The organism is Armatimonadota bacterium, from assembly GCA_013359125.1.
Taxonomy (GTDB): Bacteria; Armatimonadota; Fimbriimonadia; order Fimbriimonadales; family GBS-DC; genus JABWCR01.
Genome location: JABWCR010000013.1, coordinates 53692 through 69680 on the forward strand (window position 1 = coordinate 53692; position 15989 = coordinate 69680).

Below are 15989 nucleotides of genomic sequence, written 5' to 3' on the forward strand. Positions count from 1 at the left end.
GGGCGTAGGCGCCGCCGGTTTCACTCTCAATGGGCGTTAGGCCGAAAACTCAGCACCGGGCAACCCGCCAACCGAACCACTTTCTCTGCAACCGAACCGAACAGCACATGCTTCCAGCCGGTGTGTCCATGGGTGGCGATGACGATCATGTCGGCGGCGACTTCCTTGGCGTGTTCGACAATCTGGTCGCACGGTTCGCCTCGAACCGTCTTGCCTTCGGCCTCAATGCCTTGCGATCGGAGCTCTTGAACGAGCTTTTTCATCTCCTCTTCCGCCGACTTTCGAAGCTCGTCTTCGTAGAGCGCCGTCTCGAAGCCAATGGATGCAGGAGCGAGCGGAATCGGCGGAACGACGTGAATCAGGTAGAGTTTCGCGCCAAACTGCTTTGCCAGACCCTTAGCCATCGCAAGCGCGGCCATAGCCGGATCGCTAAAATCGGTCGGGCAGACGATCTTCGATAGTTGAAGCATTTTTAGGCCTCCTTGAGGCGCTCCCACGGTGGATTCTGCTCGGACATTTTGTCCAGGGTGCACGCGGCCAGCTCTTGCTCTACGCGCTCCCGCATTCGCGACCAGCTGGCATGGGCGGCGCATGGCTTTTCCGGCCGGCAGATGTCGCGCTTGTCCAGCAGACACTGCGCCTTCTCGATCGGGCCTTCTACGGCGTGCACGATGTCGAGAAAGCTGATCTGGTCTGCAGGTCGCGCTAATGAAAACCCTCGGACGCGGCCCTTGTGCGCGTTGATCAATCGACCTCGAACCAACAGGTCGAATATCGAATAGAGAAAATGGACCGACACCTCGGCTTCTGCAGCCAAGTTCTTGACGGTTTCGACGGCGCCTTCGCCCTTTGTGGCAAGAATCGCCATCGTTCGCACGGCATACTCGGTCCTTGCGCCCAATTCCAGAAGCCTGACCATGCTGTTTGCCTCGCTTGGTTAAATAGCTTTACTGGACTGGAGTATACCTGTTACTTCAGCGCTTCGGCGCCGGAGACCACTTCTAAGATCTCTTTCGTAATCGAAGCTTGGCGCATTCGGTTCATCGTCAGCGTCAGTTCTTTGATCATCTTCCCCGCATTGTCGCTGGCCATCGACATGGCCGTCATGCGCGCGCCGTGCTCGCTTGCGGAGGCTTCCAAAAGCGCCTGAAAGACCTGGTTGAACAGGTAGCGGGGCAGAAGCTTGGCCAAAAGTTCGGGCGCCGGAGGCTCAAAAAGAAAGTCTCGGCTGTGCCCGCCGTCGCCTTCTTCTACTGGCGGCTCGATGGGCAGCAATTGCACGACCGTCGGTATCTGGGTCAGCGGGCTGATGAACTTGGGAAAAACCAAGTGCACAGCGTCCACTGAGCCCGACTCAAAGGCGTCTCGCAATCGATTCGTCAGTTCCATGGCCTGCTCGACGGTAACGCCCGTGTTCGGCATCGAATCGGCAAAGGCAATCTGGTAGTCTCGCCGCGAAAAGAACTGATGACCGCGCTTTCCCATGCAAAAGAGCGTCGCGTTGCTTCGATCAACGTCTCGGAGCACATCGGTCGCCTTTCGAATGACGTTCAGATTGAACGAGCCGCACAGCCCGCGATCCGAGGTCAGAATCAACGTTCCAACTTGTCGAATCTCGCGCTTTTCCAACAGAGGATTGGGCGGCAGATCGCCCGCACGGCCCAGTTCCACCATCACTTCGCGCATCTTTTCGGCATAGGGCCTGGCGGCCAGCGCGCGATCCTGCGCGCGGCGCAGTCGCGCCGCCGACACCAGCTTCATGGCGCGGGTGATCTGCTGAATGTTCTTCGCGGCTTTTATGCGCCCGCGAATGGCGCGGACGGACATCATGACAGATTGTGCTCCCGCTTAAACTCGGCTTTGTACTCTTCAATCGCCTTGCGCAGCGTCGCCTCAAGGTCGCTTGTCAGCTCTTTCTCTCGCCGGATCGTCTCGGTCAGTTCGGGATATTTTTCGGCGATGAACGGGTGAAAGCCCTTCTCAAAGTCGGCAGCCTTCTCAACCGGCAAATCGTCCAAGTAGCCCTGAACGGCCGCAAAGATGATCGTGATCTGCTGCTCCACCGGCATCGGCACATATTGCGGCTGCTTCAAAACTTCGGTCAGTCGCAGTCCCCTGTTCAGCTGGTTCTGCGTTACCTTGTCCAGGTCGCTGGCAAATTGTGCAAAGGCCAATACTTCTCGGAACTGCGCCATGTCCAGCTTCAGGCGTCCGGCTGTCTGCTTCATTGCTTTAATCTGTGCCGATCCGCCCACTCGGCTGACCGAGATTCCGACGTTAATCGCCGGGCGCGCGCCTGCAAAGAAGAGGCTCGGCTCCAGATAAATCTGACCATCGGTGATGGAGATGACGTTAGTAGGAATGTAGGCCGACACGTCGCCCGCTTGCGTTTCAATAATCGGAAGCGCTGTGAGCGATCCGCCGCCCTTTTCGGCGCTCAGTTTGGCCGCGCGCTCCAACAATCGAGAGTGCAGGTAGAAAACGTCGCCGGGATAGGCCTCGCGGCCAGGCGGTCGGCGTAACAGCAGCGAAACAGCGCGATAGGCTTGCGCCTGCTTCGAAAGGTCGTCGTAAACCGCAAGCGCGTGCTGGCCCTTGTCTCTAAAGAATTCGCCAATGGTGCAACCTGTGTAGGGCGCCAAAAACTGCAAACTGTTCGGGTCGCCCGCTGCCGCCACGACGATGGTCGTGTAAGCCATGGCGCCGTGATGCTCAAGCGTATTGACGATGCGGGCGACGGTGGCCATCTTTAGGCCGATCGCGACGTAGACGCAGAAGACCGGGCTGTCGGTGTCGTGCGTGTACTTTTGATTGATGATGGTATCGATAGCAATGGCGGTCTTACCGATCGATCGGTCGCCGATGATCAGCTCTCGCTGGCCGCGTCCGATCGGGATCATGCTATCGATCGCCTTGATTCCAGTCTGAAGCGGCTCTTTGACCGGTTGGCGGTCGATAACGCCGGGAGCCAGAATCTCTAATCGCCGGTACTCGTCGGCCACAATTGGGCCTTTGCCGTCCACCGGGCGCCCTAGAGCGTCTACCACGCGCCCCAACACGGCGCTGCCAACCGGCACCTCGACGATTCGGCCCGTTCGGCGCACCGGGTCGCCCTCTTTCAATTCTTCGTCCGATCCCAGGATCACGACGCCGATGTTGTCTTCTTCTAAGTTCAGCGCCATGCCCATCATGTCGCCGGGGAAGGCCAGCAGTTCGCCCATCAGCGCGTCGGGCAGGCCGTAAACTCGGGCAATGCCGTCGCCAACCTGAAGCACCGTGCCCACGCTCTCTGCGTCGGCAGTCTTCTGAAACTCCTGTATTTCCTTTGCCAGTATGCTGGTTATTTCTTCGGGCCTTATCGCCATTGTTTCACCTCGGTCTCTATCGTTACACCGCGCGGCGCCGCTCGATCTCCAAGCGCGCGCTGTCCCTCATCTCGTCCAAATATCTACGGATGCTTCCATCCACCTCATAATCGCCGATCACCGCTCGAACGCCGCCGATCAGGGACGGCTCTGTTTCAAAGTCGGCCTCGATCTTCTTGCCCATCGCCTTTTCTAACGATTCGACGATGCGCTGTCGGTCGCCTTGCTCTAAGGGCAGGGCAGAATAGACCACTGCCTTGGCCATGCCCAGATGATCTTCCAAAAGCCGGTTGTATTCGTCGCGAACCTCTTCAAATAGCAGCTCTCGATCCTTTTGGATCATCACCTCAAGGAGCCGCATGGTGAGGGGATGGACCGACTCTCGAAAGAGCTGCTGGACGATCTCCGTTTTGCGCTCGTCGGCTACCAACGGGTTGTACATCGCCCTGCGAAGCTCTTCGCTGCCGTTGATCGTATTGGCCGTTTCGTCCAGGTCTTTGGCGACGCGCTCGGCGGCCTGCTGCTCCAATGCGCTCACAAAGAGCGCCCTTGCATATCGCCGCGCCAGCTTCAGATCCACTTAGCGCGCTCCCGCCTTGGCGATAAACTCTTCGACCAGTCGCTTGTGCCTCGGCTCGTTCATCTCTTCGTTGAGCAACCGTTCCGTCGCCTTCAGCGCCAGATCCGTTACAAAGGTCTGCATCTCTGTCAGAGCCTTCTCCTGCTCCAGCCGAGCCTGTTCTTGCGCGCGGCCGACCACTTCTTCGCCTTGTTTGCGCGCTTCTTCAAGAATATCTTCCCTCAGTTTTTGCGCCTCGCTGACCGCCGACTGAATTTTCTCTCGCGCTTCAATCTCGATCTGAGCCAATCGATACTCATAATCCGACCGAACGCGATCCATGTGCGCCCGGTCGGCTTCGATCTTGTCATAGGTCGAAGCAATGTCCTGTCGGCGAGATTCCAATTGCGCTTTCATCGGGTTCCACAGAAACTTGCTGAGGATAAACAGCAAGATCAGAAACCCAACGCCCTGGATGATCAGGATGTTGAAGTCGATGCCTAGCAGCGACAGCAAGTCTCCGCCGCCGCCGTGGCCGTCGTCGGCCGCCAGCGACCATGCCAGCCCCTTTGTCCACAGGGTGTCCATCATCTCATATGCTCCTTCGGACAGCCCGGCGAGAAACTGCGCCGGGCGCCAGGCTCAATTAGCCCTTAAACTGGGTAACCAGATCCGCGACTGCAGGCAACCGGCCCTGCAGCAGGAAGAACATGACCAGAGCGTACAAAACCAGCGACTCGATAAACGCGAGCGCAATGATCATCGCCGTCTGGATTCGACCGGCCAACTCTGGCTGGCGAGCCATGCCTTCCATGGCGCCGGCGGCCGCCTTGCCCTGACCGATGCCCGCGCCAACGACGGCTAACGGCAGACCCAGGCCAGTGGCCAGCGCCAGACCGAACAGATAAAGTCCAATTCCTTGCTCCATTGATTACAGCCTCCTTCGTTTTTCTCCGTGTTGTACCGCCCGCAGGCGAGTTTGTCTCTTCTAGTGATGCGCCTCGGCATGAGCGTGTTCGTCATGGTGCGCGGTCATCAGCCCAAGATAGATCGCCGTCAACAACGAGAAGACGAACGCCTGGACGAACGACACCAACACGCCGAAAACTAATATGGGAAACTGGATCGGCAGAGGAAAATAGTACGACTTGATCAGCGGTATCGCAAAGGTCGCGATCAGCGCCAAGATAACCTTCTCCTTGCCGAACATGTTTCCGTAAAGTCGAATCGCCAGCGAAAGCGGCTTGGCAATCTCGCCGACCAGTTCGATGACGAACAGCAACGGCGCAAGCGCGATAGGCACCTGCCCGCCGCCTGCAAAGTGACCAAAGTAGCCCTTGATTCCGTTAGCACGGATGCCTTCGAACTGCACATAAACAAAAACGATCAGCGCAAGCGCGATCGTCGTATTCAGACTGGCCGTCGGTGCGACGCCGCCCGGCATTAGGCCGATCAGATTAGAAAACAGGATGAAGAGAAAGAGCGTGCCGACAAGAGGGGTGTATTTGCGACCGGCCGGTCCCGTAACGCTGGTAACCATCCCTTCAAAGCTCTCGTACATCCATTCGCCCCAATTTTGAGCGCCGGTAGGTACGCGCTGGCGACGGGTGGAAGCAAGAATGGCGAAAACTGCGAGCCCAACGATGACGATCAGCGAGTACGCAACAAACGCATACGGATGCGGATGATGATCCAATGGACCCTCCTGTCCTTGGTTCTTGGCTTCTTGCCAGCGGCCAGATTATACCTTGTGAAATATTGCACAATGCAAGGGTTCGGGACAAAGGCGGCTATAATTCTGCCGAGATGACCGCCCTGATCCAATTCGCCGACATCGCCTTAAAGTCTTCCAGCAAGGAACTGCCCCAATGAGAAAAGTTACCTTCGGCGGCGCTAACAGCCTCGACAACTTCCTGGCTCGCCAAGACGACGCCGTCGACTGGCTCCGTTGGGGACCCGAGGCCGGCGAGATCATGAAGGAATACTGGAGCAACATCGACACCGTCATCATGGGGCGCCGCACCTATGAAGTCGCCAATAAAGGCGGCGGCGGTTTCTCCGGCATCAAGTGCTATGTCTTTTCGAAAACTCTTGAACCGAAGGAAGAAGGCGATCTGACCATCCTCAACTCAGACCCGGTCGAGAAAGTCCGAGAGCTGAAGGCTCAACCAGGCAAGGAAATCTGCGTCATGGGCGGAGGGCTGCTAGCCAAACCGCTCTTCGAAGCCGGCCTGATAGACGAAATCGGATTCAATGTCCATCCTGTGCTGCTGGGACGCGGGATCCCGCTCTTTCACGAGATGAGCCGCCAGATCGACCTCGAGCTTCTGGAGTGCAGACCGTTCAAAAACGGCTGCGTCTATCTGCTCTACAAAGTGGTCAATCCGGCGGATTAGACGCGTCCTAACACCCGATGCCAAAGTTTTCCAAAACGATGGCCAAATCCGAGTCGTCCACCAATCCGTCTCCATTGAAATCCTCTGCCAGACCCGACCCCGTTTGACCGAAAGCCGTCAAGACCAACGCTAAATCGGTGTCGTCCACACAACCGTCGCAATTGGCATCGCCCGCAGGCAACGGCGCGTCGAGCGAGATCCGTATTGCGAGATCGCCGTCAGGGTCGGTATTGTCGTTGTACAGCGAATCGGGAACGCAAATGAACAGATACGCGGCATTGTGCGGGATCCTCACAATGATTTGACGCACTTGCGTAGAATGGCTCGATATCCGAAAGTCCTCCGGTATGTCGGTCGGGAGGTTGCCGAAGTAGGTCCCTCCGCTCAGAGCCGACAGTCCGCAAGTCGATATCGCATCAGGAACGCGATGCTGCTCGGACGTGGCCAACAGCGCGTTGGACGAACTGAAGACGCCGATCATGGTGTACGCGTCGTCGCTAAACTGCGGGCCGGCTCGCCAATCCCCGATCGTTTCGATCTTGATCGTCTGACCGGGCACGAGCCCGACCGATGTCAGACTGACGATCAGCGGATTAAGAGGCGAATCTTGATTCGTTCTCAGAAACGTCCCCCTTGGATTAATCGCGAAAGTCGCTTGGCACAAAGCGGTAGCGACCGATAATGCCGCCAGCGCAACTGTCATCGTCGTTCTCATGCAACCCCCTTTGCTGGATCGATCCAGCAATGTCGTCAACCCTCTTAGCACCCCGCGCCAAAGTTCTCAAGCACGATCGCTAAGTCGATGTCGTCCACCGAGCCGTCGTTGTTCAAATCCTCAGCCAATCCGCTGCCGGTTTCGCCGAACATCGAGAGCACACGGGCCAAGTCAGTATCGTCGGTGCACCCATTGCCGTCCACATCCCCAGGAACGCGCCCAAACAGATTGGCGGCCAGCGTCGCCACTTGCTGATCGGTCAAGATCAAGTCATAAACGCGCAACAGGGCGATCCGCCCGTCCGCATACTCGTTAAGCCCTCCGCCCGACAAGTTGTCCAAGAAGAACGAGACGTGCGGCAGGTTCGCGTCCAGCACATCGCTGAAAACGTCGATCTCCATTCCGCCGTCCAAGTAGACTTTGACCGTGCCGGCGTCGACTGTAAAGACCGCATGATGAAAGGCGTTGATTGTGAAGTTCGTCGTCCCAGTGCCGTCCGGATAGGCTTCGAGAGCGCCGTCCGGATCGACGTAAAGGCCGGAGTCCAAGTTTCGATCCGATACGTCAAAAATCCTCTGCCAAGAACCGGTCGATTCGGTGAACTCGAACACCATCTCGATCGAGTACACGGTCCCCGAGGCTAAGGGCGCGAAGTGGAGCTGGAGACCGGCCTGGTCCGCCGGCGGATCCTCTCCGTCCCACCGAAACACGCGGCGCGATTGGCCGTAAACCGTTGCCGTCTCAAAGCCGTTCAGCGAGTAGGGATCCACCGACGTTAGAGATGGCCTTCCGCTCTCTTGAGCATCAAGCGTGTCGTTAAACAGATAGGTGGCTGCCGCCGTTTGAGCCGAGACCATCGAAAGGCAGAAAGCCGATAGCAGTACGATTGACGCAAGTCGCATGGAGAAGCTCCCTTTTTCTAAAGGAAACTATACAGCGGTTTTTCGAATGGGAATGGTGGGCGGTATTGGACTTGAACCAATGGCCTCTTCGGTGTGAACGAAGCGCTCTACCGCTGAGCTAACCGCCCATAATGCGTGTTTGGTGCGCAGGGTGGGACTCGAACCCACACGGGCTGCGCCCACATGGCCCTCAACCATGCGTGTCTACCAATTCCACCACCCGCGCTCCAATGCATTATAGCCCATTCCGTCAAGGAACCGAACAGCCTCAACTTCGTCTTGGTATAATGGCCAAGGATGAACCTAACCGATAGCTTTCTCAGCGCGTTTGCAAGCCTAAGGGCCAACAAAATGCGCACCTTTCTCACCATGCTGGGCGTCATCATCGGCGTCGCAGCCGTCATCACCATGGTCGCCATTGCCCAGGGCGCCCGCAAACAGACCATGGAGCGCATCGAATCGCTGGGTACCAACGTCATGAGCGTCGTCTCCGGCCAAGCCCGACGCGGCGGCGCCATGCTAGGGTTTGGCAGCACGCAGACGCTGACCGTGGACGATGCCGAAGCGATCCTCAAAGAGTGCAGCGCCGTCGGAAGGGTCTCGCCCGAAACCAGCCGCAACTTCCAAGTCAAGTATCAAAACAGCAACACCCTCACCAACATCAACGCCGTCGGCCAGGACCACAGTGCCATTCGCAACCTGCAGCTGTCGGACGGACGCTTCATCAACGAGCGCGAGGTCCGCACCATGGCGCGGGTCGCAGTTCTGGGCGACACCGTATGGCAAAACTTGTTCAACGGATCGTCCGCCGTCGGCAAGCGCATCCGAATCGGCGGCAGCAGCTTCGAGGTGATCGGCGTTGCCAAGCCAAAGGGCGGCCAAGACTTTAGAAACCCCGACGACGCCGTCTATATCCCGGTTACCACGGGGATGAAGCGGCTAATGGGCGTCAACTTCATCCGAAACATCACAGTCCAGGCCCGTGCGGCAGAACTAATGAACACCGCGCAGCAACAGGTCGAACAGCTCTTGATCAAGCGGCACAAACTCCCCCCAAACGGCGACCTCGACTTCCGCATCTTTAACCAAGCCGAGTTTGCCGAAACCGCCGAACAAACCTCGGCCACGTTCACCTTCTTGCTGGCAGGCGTCGCATTGGTATCGCTGCTGGTCGGCGGTATCGGAATCATGAACATCATGCTGGTTTCGGTTACCGAGCGCACGCGCGAGATCGGCTTGCGCAAAGCGATCGGCGCAAAGCGGCTGGACATCCTGCTTCAATTTATGATCGAGTCGTTCGTCATGAGCGCATTGGGCGGCGCGCTGGGCATACTGTTAGGATTCGCCGCCGGATCCCTCATCGGCCAGCAATCGGGATGGGAGTTAGTGATCCCGCCCTGGTCGATTGCCGCCTCTTTTGGATTTGCCGCATTCATCGGAATCTTTTTCGGCCTCTATCCGGCGGTTCGCGCCTCCGGACTGCAGCCGATCGAGGCATTGAGGTACGAGTAACCACTCAGGAGGAAGCACAATGAAACGCACACTGTTTTTCGCCTTAACATCGCTGGCGCTGGTCGGTATGGCCTGCGCTCAGCCGCCAAACATGACGCCCGAAATGCGCAAGCGCATGGAGGCATGGACAAAGTTCCGCGACCAGCACAAGAACACCCAGCAGCTCAGCGGCCTGGTGCGCGGCATGGCCCGATTGCAGGAAGAGGGCAAGCCGCTCGACGCCAAACAGTCTAAAGCGGTCGTTGCAATTCTGGAGCCGTTGAGCAAGAAGCCCAAACTGACCCAGGACGATGCGCGCAAGACGCAGATGGCGCTGCAAAAAACGCTCACAGCGGCCCAACTGAACACCATTAGCCGAGCCCGCACCCAAGATCGACAGCGCATGGGCGGCGGAGGCGGCAACTCAGGCGGGGGCGGCGCCAGACCGAACGGCGCGCCCGGCGGGGGCAACAATCGCCCAGGCGGTGCCGGCGGCGGCCAAGGCCGCGGCATGATGGACCTCGATCCCGCCAAGCTCAAGGACTATAACCCGTTCTATACCGGCGCGAAGCCCGCAGCGTCGTTCTTAGAGCGCGGCCAAAACGAGTTCAAGCAGTTTCTGGCCGAACTGAAAAAGAAGGCGAAGTAATCCATGGCGATCGTCGCGCAAGGCATTACCAAAGAATATCGGATGGGCAAGGTCATCGTCAAGGCCTTGCGCGGCGTAGACTTGGTGATCGAACCGGGGGAGTTCGTGGCCATCATGGGCCCCTCCGGTTCGGGTAAGTCTACTTTTATGAACATCGTCGGATGCCTCGACCGGCCGACAACCGGCGAGTACATCCTTAACAACGAGAAAGTCAGCACGATGTCGGATAGCCAACTAGCCGACGTGCGCAACAAGTACATCGGTTTCGTCTTCCAAACGTTTAACCTGCTCCCCCGAATGGACGCCCTGCGCAATGTCGAACTGCCCTTGCTTTACGGCGGCGACCGCAATCGTGTGGCCAAGGCGAAAGAAGCCCTGGAGCGAGTCGGATTGGGCGACCGGATGAAGCACAAACCGAACGAGATGTCGGGCGGCCAGCAACAGCGCGTCGCCATCGCCCGAGCGATCGTCAACGATCCCGTCCTGGTGCTGGCAGACGAGCCGACAGGCAACCTTGACAGCCGAAGCAGCGAAGAGATCATGGCGATCTTTCAACAACTGAACGACGAAGGCCGTACGATCCTCTTGGTAACGCACGAAAACGAGATTGCAGAGCACGCCAAGCGCATAGTGCGTTTCAGGGACGGCAAAATCGTCTCGGACGTACCGGTCGAAAGACAATTGCGAGCAAGAGATCTCTTGGAACGAATGCCTCAAGAAGAACTAGAAGTCGTGGTCTAAAAGTCCGACCGCGAATCGTAGTCCTTCAAACAACCCGGATCATCGACCTCTATCGGCAACGCATCGTACAAGCGCAACAGCGCGTTCAGCCCAACGTCTCTAAGCTCCAAAGCTTTGGTCGCCATCTCCGAGCTCAAACCCAACGGATGACCCCGCCTTCCCTGATAGACCGGCACGACCAGCGCAGCGCCGCCTCTCAACCCTTCAATAACCTGGGCGACCGTATCGGAAGAGACATCGGGACAATCGACCGGCAAAACCAAATAGGCGTCCCGCCCATCGCCAAGACCAATCTGAACCGAGGAGATCATCCCGCGCGACGGGTCGGGGTTTGTCAAGACGACACCGCCCTCCGCCTGCATCCCGGGCGCAACGACAGCCCTAATCTCGTCTGCGCCGCCTATAGTTAGCGCATCGATGCATAACTGAAGAAAGGTAGAGCCTCTATGAGGATAATCCAACTTTGGACCGCCCATCCTGCGCCCTTCGCCCGCAGCCGGGATGATTCCGACGACTTTCAAACCAAGCCCTTTTCTCGATAGCCTGCCAACAGGCAGCGAACGTACATGATCTGACCGGCGTGATAATAGTCGTGCTCGCTGAGCATCTTGAACATATCGCCTGTCCGCATCCTTTCGCCGCCCCAAATGGGGCGCTCGATGTACAGATCGTCGTCCGAAAGCGCCGCCAAAGCGTCCAGCGTCGTGTCATAACCCTCTTCGGCAATCTCCAGCGCGGCGGCCAAAGACGACCCCGCGCTTCGAAACCGTCGCTCCATGGCCGTCCAATCGATCGCCCCCTCGCCAAAAGACTGAGAGCAGTTCACGATTTTGTCCGCGCCCACATGAAACACGATCTCGACGATCGAACCGTGCGCCCAGGGAAACCCCTTGAACGCAGGCGGCGCCCAACGCGCGTCTTCCTCCGCCAGATCTTTGACTGCCGACCGAAAACTATGATGCTTGCTGCCCTTATAGGCACGGTTCAATTGCTCCGTCAGCGACGCCACCAAAACGCGGCTCATGACTCGAATCTTCGCCAGAGGGCCCCCGAATCCTGCCAACCGAGGCAGGATTCGGGCAAACAAGCGCACAATAAGTAGAGCAATGTTCTCGAACGTGCCCCTAACCATTGGCGTCGAAGAGGAGTATCAGATCGTCGATCCCGAATCGCGCGAACTCTCCAGCTACGTCTCCAAGATCATGCCCACCGGCGCAGTGCGCCTGCAAGACCAGGTCAAAGAAGAGTTCATGCAGTCCCAGATCGAGGTCGGTAGCCGCGTCTGCAACAGCGCCGCCGAAGCCAGGCAAGAACTGACAAGACTGCGCGGCGCCTTGATAGAGATCGCGGGCAACGAAGGCAAGCGCATCGTCGCTGCCGGCACGCATCCCTTCTCGCGCTGGCTGGATCAAGAGGTAACGCCTCGGATGCGATACAAAGCGCTGGAAGAGGACCTTCAGGAAATCGCTCGAAGGCTGCTGATCTTTGGGATGCACGTTCATGTGGGCGTGGGCGACTTAGACCTCTCGATCGACATCATGAACCAGGCGCGCTACTTCTTGCCGCACCTCTTGGCGCTCTCCAGCAGTTCGCCCTTCTGGCACGGGCGACGAACGGGGCTTAAGTCGTACCGCTCGATGATCTTTAGCAACATGCCCCGCACTGGCATTCCCGATCCGTTCTCCTCCTACTCGGCCTATGACGACTTTATGGGCATCTTAGAATCGACCGGCGTGATCGACGACCGCACAAAGATCTGGTGGGACGTCCGCCCGCACCCCGTCTATAAAACGATCGAGTTCCGCGTCTGCGACGTGTGCACTCGGATCGACGACGCGGTCTGCATTGTGGCCATCGTTCAGTCGCTGGTGGCGATGCTGGTCGATCTGAGACGGGGCAATCGATCTTGGCGCGTCTATAGCCGCAACTTAATCGAAGAGAATAAGTGGCGAGCAGTGAGGCACGGAGTGCAGGGCGAGATGATCGATTTTGGCCTGGGCAAGAGCGTGCCCTACGCACAGCTGATTGAGGAAATTCTAGAACTGATCCAACCCTATGCAGAGCGATTGGGCTGCTGGGACGAGGCCGCGAGGGCCCGCGCGATCGTGGCCGAAGGGACAAGCGCCGACCGGCAGCTGGCGGTCTTCGACGCGACGGGCGGCGACCTGGCCAAGGTGGTCGATCACTTAATAGACCAAACCGCCCTAGGCACATAGCCTGTTGACCGGTTCTCCGTTTCCTGTTCAGAGAGCAAAGTTCACGAAGGCAGAGGGCAACCTCCCTGTCTTCGTTCCCCTCCCCAAACTCGCAAGAGAACTCAACGGGAGGGCGAGCGTCCCCGCGAGCCAAAAAAACGGGCCAGGCGGGCGAGCGTCCCCGCGAGCCAAAAGAACGGACCGGGAGGGCGAGCGTCCCCGCGAGCCAAAAAAACGGACCGGGAGGGCGAGCGTCCCCGCGAGCCGAAAGAGCGGACCGGGAGGGCGAGCGTCCCCGCGAGCCGAAAGAACGGACCGGGAGGGCGAGCGTCCCCGCGAGCCGAAAGAACGGACCGGGAGGGCGAGCGTCCCCGCGAGCCAAAAGAACGGACCGGGAGGGCGAGCGTCCCCGCGAGCCAAAAGAACGGACCGGGAGGGCGAGCGTCCCCGCGAGCCGAAAGAACGGACCGGGCGGGCGAGCGTCCCCGCGAGCGGGATTTTTTCGAAATGTAGCACAAATCTGAGTACGAATTACGCCCCAGAAAAACCTAATCGGTCGGGTTGAAGTTTTCGTAATGCTCGGCAGCCGCCGAGACCAAAACCATGCTGATCAAACCATTCAAAACCATCACCACCAAGAGATTGAGCAACAGCGGCGCTTTGACAAAGAAGAGCAAAGCCGCAACCCCAACCGCCGGCCCCGCCGCCAGCGCGATCAAAGGCATCATCAAGATTCCCACAATCGCCCGCTGAGTAAAGTCGGTCTGATCGGGATTCATCAAAAGCAGCAATGTCAGAGCCAAGAACACTGGAAAGAGCGTTGCCAACCCCGCCACAAGCGCATACAGCACATAGCCGGTCCAGGCAGGCTGAAAAATGATGGCCGCAACAGCGAAAATCGCTTCCAATAGCACAATGCTGCTCAAACTCCCGACCGTCTCAACGATGACGACCCATTTGGCCGAGAGCGGCAAGGGTTTCTGCATGTCCATACGCTTGAGCAGGTCCATTAGCGCATAGATCGACCCTATCAGGAATAGAATAATAAGGATGTACTGCGCGACGCCAAAGCCTGACAGCGCCGCCTTTTGGTGTCCGGGCGCCAGCATCGCCCGGCCGACCAACGCCCCGCCGATAGCGAGCACAGCCGCAACGGCGGGCACCCAGTAGGCCGCTCGTCCTGACATTCTGAACGAGATCAGAAGATCGCGCCACAGCAACGCCCAATGCCCCGTCGGCCGCCAGCGTTGCATCCACTTAGGGTTGATGATTCGAAAATCGCCTGCTCCCGCTTTTTCCGACAACTTGTCGTAATAAAGCCGCAGCGGATTCGACTGGGCCGATCGAACGTTCGAACCGTGCGCGGCGGCGACAGCGGCAAATTCGTACAAGTCCTCTCGCTTAGCCAGCAACGCCCGATCCAAAAGCCAAACCAGGGCGACCCAGAAAGCGATTCCCGCAAAGAGCGTCGGAGTGAAGCCGTTGTACAAGATCACAGCCGCCTCGGCGGGCGCGCGCAAAGGAAACAAAACCCAATGCATGATCGGCGCGTCCAAAGCTCGGACAACGCCGCTCCAAAAGCCGCCGACTGTGTTCAAACTGCCCATGTAGCTCAGATAAGCGCTCACAGAGCCGACGAAAAACAGACCGATCGCTATGACCCGGCGCCATATGCGATCGTCCCGATAGGCGCGAACCGCAATGTTCAGCCCAGTCAGCAACAGGGCGCAGCTGATCGCGATATAGAGCAGAGGGTAGATCGCCATCGCCCATGCAGGCGCCTGAACTTCGACCATCGAAGACATCATCCGCACATTGGCTCGACCAAAGATCAAGAAATAGAAGAGAATCAACACCATGAAGAACAGACTGCCCAGCAAGCCGCGAATGAGTAAGAAGAATCGGATAACGCTCAAGGGCTTTAGCGGGGAAGTGAAGACGTAGTTCACGTCCGATTCGGTAAAGATCGCGATCTGAGAGCGAGAGAACGCAGGCGTTGCGGCGTTTATCAGCATGATCAGATGCAGCGCCATCATCAAAGCGATGGAGGCGGCAATGGGCGGCATGACCGGCTGAACCGGCGTCGGCGGCGCTTTGCCCGAAAAGTACGTCCCCAAAAGGCTGCCGCCGAACGACAGCACAAAGAGCCCGATCAGCAGAAGCACGATACCAGCCCGGGCCGGATTGCCGAACGTTCTTGCAAGACTGTTCTTAAACAGTCTCTTCGTCAGAAACCAAAGCGGATTCGCGTTCGCCTTCATGGGTTAGGTGCAGGAAAATCTCTTCCAAAGACTGGCTGCCGGCCCGCGCCGTGGCCTTCAACTCCTCCATCGTGCCCTCGGCAATCTTGCGTCCCCGCTGCATGATGATGACTCGGTCGCACAGCCGCTCCGCCGTGTCCAACAAGTGGGTGCTGATGAGCACGGCGCGCCCTTCGTTTCTAAGGTTCACTAACTCCGACTTCAGCTCGTGCGCGCCTTTAGGATCGATCCCGATTAGCGGCTCGTCGCACAAAAAGGCCTGCGCGTCGTGCACAAAGGCGCAGGCGACGGCCAACTTCTGTTTCATGCCTTTAGAAAGCGTCGCGACCAAGGCGTTTTCCTTCTCCTTAAGGTCGAATCGATCCAGAAGCTCATCGATCTTGGCCTCAAAGATGTCCAACGTGTCGTAACACATAGCGACAAACTGCACGTGCTCGCGAACGGTGAGGAGTTCGTAAGGGTTGGGCACTTCGGGGATGAAGGCCATCAACCGCTTGGCCTCGCGGTCATGGCTCTTCATGTCGTATCCGCCGACCGTGATCGTGCCGCTGTTGGGCCGCAAGATGCCGGCCAGACATCGAAGCGTGGTCGTCTTGCCCGCTCCGTTGGGCCCCAGCAGACCCACAATCTCGCCCGCATTAACGGAAAACGAGATGCCATCGACCGCTCGAACTTTCTTGAAGGTCTTCAGCAAATCGATGACTTCGATCATCCG

19 protein-coding genes and 2 tRNA genes are annotated in these 15989 nt (G+C 58.2%); 5 read left to right on the forward strand and 16 right to left on the reverse strand.

The window, feature by feature from the left end; all coding sequences use genetic code 11:
- Positions 1-26: 26 nt before the first annotated feature.
- The 8 genes from HUU60_07550 to atpB are packed head-to-tail and all read right to left on the reverse strand — an operon-like array spanning position 27 to position 5620.
- Positions 27-470: a universal stress protein gene (locus HUU60_07550; GenBank protein ID NUL82560.1), complete on the reverse strand. Its 444-nt coding sequence runs from the start codon at positions 468-470 to the stop codon at positions 27-29.
- 2 nt (positions 471-472) lie between these two features.
- Positions 473-919, reverse strand: a complete 447-nt coding sequence (locus HUU60_07555; GenBank protein ID NUL82561.1) for an Rrf2 family transcriptional regulator — start codon at positions 917-919, stop codon at positions 473-475.
- A 50-nt stretch (positions 920-969) separates the two neighbouring features.
- Positions 970-1830 (reverse strand): ATP synthase F1 subunit gamma, encoded by an 861-nt coding sequence (atpG, locus tag HUU60_07560; protein ID NUL82562.1) that lies wholly within the window; start codon positions 1828-1830, stop codon positions 970-972.
- A complete protein-coding gene (locus HUU60_07565; protein ID NUL82563.1) occupies positions 1827-3365 on the reverse strand; it encodes a F0F1 ATP synthase subunit alpha in 1539 nt (512 codons plus the stop codon). Before HUU60_07565 ends, atpG begins: the two co-directional genes overlap by 4 nt.
- A 22-nt stretch (positions 3366-3387) precedes the next feature.
- Positions 3388-3945 carry an ATP synthase F1 subunit delta gene (gene atpH / locus HUU60_07570; protein ID NUL82564.1) on the reverse strand — a complete coding sequence of 186 codons (558 nt, stop codon included), beginning with the start codon at positions 3943-3945 and terminating at the stop codon, positions 3388-3390.
- Positions 3946-4515: a F0F1 ATP synthase subunit B gene (gene atpF / locus HUU60_07575; protein NUL82565.1), complete on the reverse strand. Its 570-nt coding sequence runs from the start codon at positions 4513-4515 to the stop codon at positions 3946-3948.
- Between the two features lie 55 nt (positions 4516-4570).
- The gene (gene atpE / locus HUU60_07580) at positions 4571-4852 is read right to left on the reverse strand and encodes an ATP synthase F0 subunit C (protein NUL82566.1); all 282 of its coding nucleotides are present in this window, start codon (positions 4850-4852) and stop codon (positions 4571-4573) included.
- A 60-nt stretch (positions 4853-4912) separates the two neighbouring features.
- Positions 4913-5620, reverse strand: coding sequence for a F0F1 ATP synthase subunit A (atpB, locus tag HUU60_07585; protein NUL82567.1), 708 nt, complete (start codon positions 5618-5620; stop codon positions 4913-4915).
- Positions 5621-5792: 172 nt separating this feature from the next.
- Here atpB and HUU60_07590 point away from each other — a divergent pair, with 172 nt between their 5' ends.
- Positions 5793-6320 carry a dihydrofolate reductase gene (locus HUU60_07590; GenBank protein ID NUL82568.1) on the forward strand — a complete coding sequence of 176 codons (528 nt, stop codon included), beginning with the start codon at positions 5793-5795 and terminating at the stop codon, positions 6318-6320.
- Positions 6321-6327: 7 nt separating this feature from the next.
- On the opposite strand, the gene HUU60_07595 is transcribed toward HUU60_07590, so the two are convergent.
- The 4 genes from HUU60_07595 to HUU60_07610 form a co-directional block, all read right to left on the reverse strand.
- Entirely contained in the window at positions 6328-7035 is a 708-nt protein-coding gene (locus HUU60_07595) for a hypothetical protein (GenBank protein ID NUL82569.1), read from the reverse strand.
- Positions 7036-7079: 44 nt separating this feature from the next.
- Complete coding sequence (locus HUU60_07600) at positions 7080-7937, reverse strand: PEP-CTERM sorting domain-containing protein (protein ID NUL82570.1); 858 nt, start codon at positions 7935-7937, stop codon at positions 7080-7082.
- Between the two features lie 53 nt (positions 7938-7990).
- Positions 7991-8065: transfer RNA gene (locus HUU60_07605), tRNA-Val, on the reverse strand.
- 12 nt (positions 8066-8077) lie between these two features.
- Positions 8078-8163 (reverse strand) — tRNA-Leu (locus HUU60_07610).
- Positions 8164-8234: 71 nt separating this feature from the next.
- Between HUU60_07610 and HUU60_07615 the strand changes: the two genes are divergently transcribed.
- Genes HUU60_07615 through HUU60_07625 form a run of 3 tightly spaced genes read left to right on the forward strand, consistent with a single transcriptional unit; the run spans position 8235 to position 10818 of the window.
- On the forward strand, positions 8235-9449 hold the full coding sequence (locus tag HUU60_07615; GenBank protein ID NUL82571.1) for an ABC transporter permease: 1215 nt from the start codon (positions 8235-8237) through the stop codon (positions 9447-9449).
- Between the two features lie 19 nt (positions 9450-9468).
- Positions 9469-10077, forward strand: a complete 609-nt coding sequence (locus tag HUU60_07620; GenBank protein NUL82572.1) for a hypothetical protein — start codon at positions 9469-9471, stop codon at positions 10075-10077.
- Between the two features lie 3 nt (positions 10078-10080).
- Complete coding sequence (locus HUU60_07625; protein NUL82573.1) at positions 10081-10818, forward strand: ABC transporter ATP-binding protein; 738 nt, start codon at positions 10081-10083, stop codon at positions 10816-10818.
- On the opposite strand, the gene HUU60_07630 is transcribed toward HUU60_07625, so the two are convergent.
- Together HUU60_07630 and HUU60_07635 are read right to left on the reverse strand one after the other, a co-directional pair.
- A complete protein-coding gene (locus tag HUU60_07630) occupies positions 10815-11339 on the reverse strand; it encodes a nucleotidyltransferase family protein (protein NUL82574.1) in 525 nt (174 codons plus the stop codon). The genes HUU60_07625 and HUU60_07630 overlap by 4 nt on opposite strands.
- Positions 11336-11842, reverse strand: coding sequence for a DinB family protein (locus HUU60_07635; protein NUL82575.1), 507 nt, complete (start codon positions 11840-11842; stop codon positions 11336-11338). Before HUU60_07635 ends, HUU60_07630 begins: the two co-directional genes overlap by 4 nt.
- A gap of 82 nt (positions 11843-11924) precedes the next feature.
- Here HUU60_07635 and HUU60_07640 point away from each other — a divergent pair, with 82 nt between their 5' ends.
- The gene (locus HUU60_07640) at positions 11925-13034 is read left to right on the forward strand and encodes a carboxylate-amine ligase (GenBank protein NUL82576.1); all 1110 of its coding nucleotides are present in this window, start codon (positions 11925-11927) and stop codon (positions 13032-13034) included.
- 527 nt (positions 13035-13561) lie between these two features.
- On the opposite strand, the gene HUU60_07645 is transcribed toward HUU60_07640, so the two are convergent.
- Complete coding sequence (locus HUU60_07645; protein ID NUL82577.1) at positions 13562-15274, reverse strand: hypothetical protein; 1713 nt, start codon at positions 15272-15274, stop codon at positions 13562-13564.
- Positions 15225-15986 carry an ABC transporter ATP-binding protein gene (locus HUU60_07650; protein ID NUL82578.1) on the reverse strand — a complete coding sequence of 254 codons (762 nt, stop codon included), beginning with the start codon at positions 15984-15986 and terminating at the stop codon, positions 15225-15227. Before HUU60_07650 ends, HUU60_07645 begins: the two co-directional genes overlap by 50 nt.
- Positions 15987-15989 lie beyond the last annotated feature (3 nt).

Coding starts and splice junctions, on each gene's coding strand:
- HUU60_07640 (NUL82576.1), top strand. CDS start 11,925: ATGTTCTCGAACGTGCCCCTAACCATTGGCGTCGAAGAGGAGTATCAG.
- atpF (NUL82565.1), bottom strand. CDS start 4,515: ATGATGGACACCCTGTGGACAAAGGGGCTGGCATGGTCGCTGGCGGCC.
- HUU60_07600 (NUL82570.1), bottom strand. CDS start 7,937: ATGCGACTTGCGTCAATCGTACTGCTATCGGCTTTCTGCCTTTCGATG.
- HUU60_07565 (NUL82563.1), bottom strand. CDS start 3,365: ATGGCGATAAGGCCCGAAGAAATAACCAGCATACTGGCAAAGGAAATA.
- HUU60_07650 (NUL82578.1), bottom strand. CDS start 15,986: ATGATCGAAGTCATCGATTTGCTGAAGACCTTCAAGAAAGTTCGAGCG.
- HUU60_07635 (NUL82575.1), bottom strand. CDS start 11,842: ATGAGCCGCGTTTTGGTGGCGTCGCTGACGGAGCAATTGAACCGTGCC.
- HUU60_07625 (NUL82573.1), top strand. CDS start 10,081: ATGGCGATCGTCGCGCAAGGCATTACCAAAGAATATCGGATGGGCAAG.
- HUU60_07590 (NUL82568.1), top strand. CDS start 5,793: ATGAGAAAAGTTACCTTCGGCGGCGCTAACAGCCTCGACAACTTCCTG.
- HUU60_07620 (NUL82572.1), top strand. CDS start 9,469: ATGAAACGCACACTGTTTTTCGCCTTAACATCGCTGGCGCTGGTCGGT.
- HUU60_07595 (NUL82569.1), bottom strand. CDS start 7,035: ATGAGAACGACGATGACAGTTGCGCTGGCGGCATTATCGGTCGCTACC.
- HUU60_07645 (NUL82577.1), bottom strand. CDS start 15,274: ATGAAGGCGAACGCGAATCCGCTTTGGTTTCTGACGAAGAGACTGTTT.
- atpE (NUL82566.1), bottom strand. CDS start 4,852: ATGGAGCAAGGAATTGGACTTTATCTGTTCGGTCTGGCGCTGGCCACT.
- HUU60_07555 (NUL82561.1), bottom strand. CDS start 919: ATGGTCAGGCTTCTGGAATTGGGCGCAAGGACCGAGTATGCCGTGCGA.
- HUU60_07615 (NUL82571.1), top strand. CDS start 8,235: ATGAACCTAACCGATAGCTTTCTCAGCGCGTTTGCAAGCCTAAGGGCC.
- atpG (NUL82562.1), bottom strand. CDS start 1,830: ATGATGTCCGTCCGCGCCATTCGCGGGCGCATAAAAGCCGCGAAGAAC.
- HUU60_07550 (NUL82560.1), bottom strand. CDS start 470: ATGCTTCAACTATCGAAGATCGTCTGCCCGACCGATTTTAGCGATCCG.